Here is a 4910-nt window from a genome sequence, read left to right on the forward strand (position 1 = left end):
CCCCACAACTCTCACGGCTCTTGACCAACCACACCCGCTTTTACAGTTTCACGTTTTTACGATTTTGCAAATTCACAGAAAACAACAAAACTTCCGATAAACCGCCCCATTAAAGCCTATCACCAGCCTATTACAAACCTATCACCAGCCTATTCATTGCCATCAACCCTTTTCCCCCAGAGATCAGCGTAAAATGAGAAAAACAATCGATGCCCTCCTCCCAAGCCGTGAAGAAATGGCATGATCTAAAACTTACGCCTCCCCCATGACACGAGCACTACATGCGCTTTTTCAGCGCTGCGTTTAATTGTTTGGTAACCTTGTAATACGAGATCAAACGCTTGATAAAAGAAATATACAGTGCCACAATGGGTATTGTTAAGAAAAAATCAAAAACACCCCCCAGCAGAATGATCAAAATCACCGTCCAAGCTGCCGCTATTTCGTAATGCATTTTATCCCCTTCCCTTTATAAATTGATTGATTGGGTTGCTTCAGTCACTTCTTCCAACTGCTGAATCTTCTTTTTCAATCGATGAGTTAAAATTTCACGAAGGATCACAACAACAGGGATCGTTGCAAAAATACATACCGATAAAAAAAACCAGAAAAACAAGAGAATGATAATATATTCAAATCTGCTCTCATCTACCTTAGCAGCTATCCCTTTAGAGAAAATCACATAGACATAAGCTTTGAAAAACATAATGATGAAAGAAAGGCATGCGTGAAGGATATAATCTTTGCGTGAAAAAGCGAGCCATTTTTTTAACGAATAGGAACTTATCTTTGTTTCTAGTGCTAAGTTTTGCGGCACTCTCTCTTTTTCTTTTCCGCTTTTTTCAAAGAAACAAAAACGCTGTGGATGTTCTTTCATCAAACGTCTTTGTTTTTTCACTCTGTAATAGAGCCTCAAACGCTTTATTAAAGAATAATAAGGCGCCACAATAATCATATTCACAAAAATGGCAAAAACTGTAACTGCATTTAGAAGAAAATATTCAACTGGCAGAAACAAAATAAAAAACGCGATCTCACCCCTCATGCGTATAACCTCATTGATTAATCTCTTGCTGCTTTATTTTTTCTTTTAGTTTTTTCTTTATTTTTTCCAATTTACGCTCTTTAAAACGACAAATGCCCCACAAAATAGGAAGGGGTGTGAGAAGACAAAACCATATCAACACTGGTAAGAGAAAAATAAGAGAACCAATTCCTTCCCATCTTGTCCATTGCAACGGCTGTACCAGAGATTTTGCACCCGCAGGAACTTCTAAAGCCATCATGATAAGGCATGTACAAAACATGATAAAAAAGCGGCGCCCTATTATTTTACACCTTCCCACCCCTTTACGCCTTTCCACTGAAGACACTATAAATTTTCTAAATGAAAAGAAAGACTCTTCAAATGTTGCTTTTTTCTCCTGCATTGTTCCCCTCTGCTTTTACGCTTCGCGCTTTTTACGCATTATTTTCAGGTTTAAGCTCTTTTTAAATTATCTAAACGCTTTATTTTTCTCAATAAATTTTTTCCTCAACCCTAATTTCTACATCCATATATTCTAACTCCCCATCCTTTATGTAAAGAATATGAGGACGATAGTTTTTTCCATCAACCTCACAAATCGCGTCCTTTTCGTAAACAAAATATCCCTGTTGCCTTAATTCTTCTCTTTTTTCCTCGATCAAATTTTCATAAGAATCTCTTCTTCTATTGCACAAATTGGGATCTGTAGCTCTAAAACATTCATAGCTCTCTACCTCCATGGAAAAATCCTTTGCCGCCTGTTGAAGCAAATCGTAACTGGGTTGCTTTGTCTTTTCTACCGCCTGAGCAATCACCATTGCGCGTTCCAGATGCTCCTCTTCGATGCTTGTTTCAAAGCCCAGCTTCTCACCTTCCATAAAGCTTTTGTGATAAGAGTGTAAGGTTTCAACATCACCCATCAAAGCCAGAGCCGCAAGATAACGCAGGGAATAAGAAGCCAACCGAGGGACCACAGTTTTGTTTTCCCAAGGCAGGATTCTATATTGAGAGTGAAGCATCTTGCCAAGATCAACCTCAGTCATTGCCTCATCTAAAGCTTTCTCGAGTGCACGACGTAAACATCCAACGCTTACCTTTTCTTCAAAAATTTCCAACCCCTTCACATCAAAACTCAATTCAAGAGCAATCAAGCCTCCAGAATTATAAGGGTCTATTGTTTGGCAAGCCGCCGCATGGATACCAGAAACCACCGCAATTGCACAATCAAATCGCGGATACCCCTTCTCAGCATTATAAAGAAACTGCACTTCACGATCTGGTAAATAATAGGTGGCCAAATGATCTCCTTTTCCTTCAATTTCCACCTTCCACCCCAAACTCTTTAAAAGCGCCGTTGCACTTTCCATCGTTAAGATTTCCTCATCAGAAAGAGAAAACTCTTTTTCCTCAGATAACAGCTTAATCATCGGCATTGCTCCACTAGACGGCTCAAAAACGACAGGTTGTTCAAGCACGCGGCTTAATTCTTTTGTCACTTGGCAATACAGTCTCACCCGCTTGAAAGTAGAGTAATACAATGCCCAAATAAACATCATGACCACAGCAGAAAGCAGCGTGAAAAGCGTCAAGCCCACACCCCACGAGAGTACAACAACAATATCCATCATTTTAATATCTATCATTTTCTCCGCCCCTTCATGCGCTGTTTTGTTGAGAAGCGGTTTTTCTCCGCTTCCAGATTGCTTGCTCCAACATATCGATCTTTTCTTTCAACAGAACCGTGAAAATGATACGAGCCACAAAGGCAACAGGGATGAACAAAAAAATAAACCATGATATAAGCTGCATGATTAACGAGAGAGCTGCCACGACATCCCCTTCCCACTCCGCCAACTTCCACCCAAGCAACATGGGTACGAAGCGAAGAGCCATTCTTAAAGCTGCCACAATGAAAGCAATACAAAAGATGACTTTATAATTTTTGCGTGTCAGAAACGCTTCTTCAAGCGAAAAAGACCGTAATTCTTCATCCAATGATACATTTTTTCCATTGCCCCTCATTTTTTATCCCTCATTTGTTTCAATTTTCAAGCCATTTTCATGAACCGAAGCTTTCGTCCTCACAATGAATGAGGGTTCATCAATATCAAGCGTTTGTATCCCTCATCTTTTATAAAGACAATATCAAGGGTGCATTTTTTTTCCATCACCTTCAAACATCACACGAAGAGAAGGTCTCTCCTACAACGCATGAGAATATATAAAGACCAGTATTCATTTTCTGCCCGCCCTTCACACGCTGTTTTGTTGGTAAGCCGTTTTTCTTCGCTTCCAGATTTCTTGATCCAACTGCTCGATCTTTTTTTTCAACAAACGCGTAAAGATGATACGGACCACAAAGGCAACAGGAATGAGTACAAAAATTAAATCTAATATAACCTGCACGATGCAAAAGAGAACTGTTATGACATCCCCTTCCCACCCCGCCAACTTCCACTCAAGCCACATGAGTAAGAAGAGAAGAGCCGTTCTTAAAGCTGCCACAATGAAAGCAATGCAAAAGATGACTTTATAATTTTTGCTTGTCAAAAACGCTTCTTCCAGCGAAAAAGACCGTGGTTCTTTATCCAATGATACATTTTTTTCATTGCCCCTCATTTTTTATCCCTCATTTGTTTCAATTTCTAAGCCATTTTCATGAACCGAAGCTTTCGTCCTCACAATGAATGAGCGTTCATCAATATCAAACGCTTGTATCCCTCATCTTTTATAAAGACAATATCAGGGGTGCATTTTTTCATCACCTTCAAACATCGCACGAATAGAAGGTCTTCTAAAACGCATGAGAATATATAAAGACCAGTATTCATTTTCTGCCCTCCCTTCACGCGCTGTTTTGTTGAGAAGCGGTTTTTCTTCGCTGCCAGATTTCTTGATCCAACTTATCGATCTTTTTTTTCAACAAACGCGTAAAGATGATACCGACCACAAAGGCAACAGGAATGAGTACAAAAAGAAGCGCTGATATAAAAACCAATATTAATGTTAAAATGAACAGGATATAATTCCACCACCCTGTCAAATCCCACTTAAAAAACATAAAGAATGCCATTATAAAAGCTGACACAATGAAAGCAATGCAAAAGATGACTTTATAATTTTTGCTTGTCAAAAACGCTTCTTCCAGCGAAAAAGACCGTAACTCTTCATCCAATGATGCATTTTTTCCATTGCCCCTCATTTTTTATCCCTCATTTGTTTCAATTTTTAAGCCATTTTCATGAACCGAAGCTTTCGTCCTCACAATGAATGAGGGTTCATCAATATCAAGCGCTTGTATCCCTCATTTTTTATAAAGACAATATCAGGGGTGCCTTTTTTTCATCACCTTCAAACATCATGTTTTCATCACTCACAGTATATCCCCTATTATCTTAAGGCTTCTCTTTTCTCCTCGATCAAATTTTCATAAAATATCTTCTTCTATTGCACAAATTTGGGTCTCTGACTCTAAAATTCTAAGTGCTCTTTTTATTTTCAGGAAGATAAGCTGCTTTCCAAAGAAGAAGCAAACGAGTGCAAGAAAATCGTAACGAGGTTGCTTTGTCTTTATGACGATTTGAATCATCAACAAAACCGGCCCAAATTGATTTTTTCGATATTTTTTTTCAAAGCCCAAATTTTCATCTTCCATAAAGCTTTTATGAGAAAGCTGCCAAATGTTAATATCAGCCCTCAATACCAAAGCCCCAAGGGTGTGCAAGTAAAGAAGAAGCCACTTGAGAGATAGCACAATTTCCTTTTCCCAAGGAAGGGTGTTCTATTGAAAGCCAAGCACGCAGACAAGATCAACCTCATTCATTGCCTCATCAAAAACTTCCTCAAGTACACAGCATAAATGCCTTACGCTTACCTCTTCCTC

At 39.0% G+C, this 4910-nt stretch carries 8 protein-coding genes; all 8 read right to left on the bottom strand.

The features are described from left to right. Positions 1 to 277: 277 nt before the first annotated feature. Positions 278 to 454 (bottom strand): hypothetical protein, encoded by a 177-nt coding sequence (locus tag ACFIQE_RS07805; protein WP_375621559.1) that lies wholly within the window; start codon positions 452 to 454, stop codon positions 278 to 280. 15 nt (positions 455 to 469) lie between these two features. After that, positions 470 to 1045: a hypothetical protein gene (locus ACFIQE_RS07810; protein ID WP_375621560.1), complete on the bottom strand. Its 576-nt coding sequence runs from the start codon at positions 1043 to 1045 to the stop codon at positions 470 to 472. 10 nt (positions 1046 to 1055) lie between these two features. Beyond that, positions 1056 to 1430: a hypothetical protein gene (locus tag ACFIQE_RS07815; protein ID WP_375621561.1), complete on the bottom strand. Its 375-nt coding sequence runs from the start codon at positions 1428 to 1430 to the stop codon at positions 1056 to 1058. 88 nt (positions 1431 to 1518) lie between these two features. Then, positions 1519 to 2670, bottom strand: coding sequence for a DUF6990 domain-containing protein (locus ACFIQE_RS07820; protein WP_375621562.1), 1152 nt, complete (start codon positions 2668 to 2670; stop codon positions 1519 to 1521). Positions 2671 to 2683: 13 nt separating this feature from the next. Continuing rightward, complete coding sequence (locus ACFIQE_RS07825; RefSeq protein ID WP_375707476.1) at positions 2684 to 3049, bottom strand: hypothetical protein; 366 nt, start codon at positions 3047 to 3049, stop codon at positions 2684 to 2686. A gap of 231 nt (positions 3050 to 3280) precedes the next feature. Further along, positions 3281 to 3646 (bottom strand): hypothetical protein, encoded by a 366-nt coding sequence (locus tag ACFIQE_RS07830; RefSeq protein ID WP_375702860.1) that lies wholly within the window; start codon positions 3644 to 3646, stop codon positions 3281 to 3283. A gap of 226 nt (positions 3647 to 3872) precedes the next feature. Continuing rightward, positions 3873 to 4229, bottom strand: coding sequence for a hypothetical protein (locus ACFIQE_RS07835; RefSeq protein ID WP_375673873.1), 357 nt, complete (start codon positions 4227 to 4229; stop codon positions 3873 to 3875). A 225-nt stretch (positions 4230 to 4454) separates the two neighbouring features. Beyond that, positions 4455 to 4682: a hypothetical protein gene (locus ACFIQE_RS07840; protein ID WP_375630085.1), complete on the bottom strand. Its 228-nt coding sequence runs from the start codon at positions 4680 to 4682 to the stop codon at positions 4455 to 4457. Positions 4683 to 4910: the final 228 nt, after the last annotated feature.

The sequence above is a fragment of the Bartonella sp. AA1HLJMS genome (genome assembly GCF_042197445.1).
GTDB lineage: Bacteria > Pseudomonadota > Alphaproteobacteria > Rhizobiales > Rhizobiaceae > Bartonella.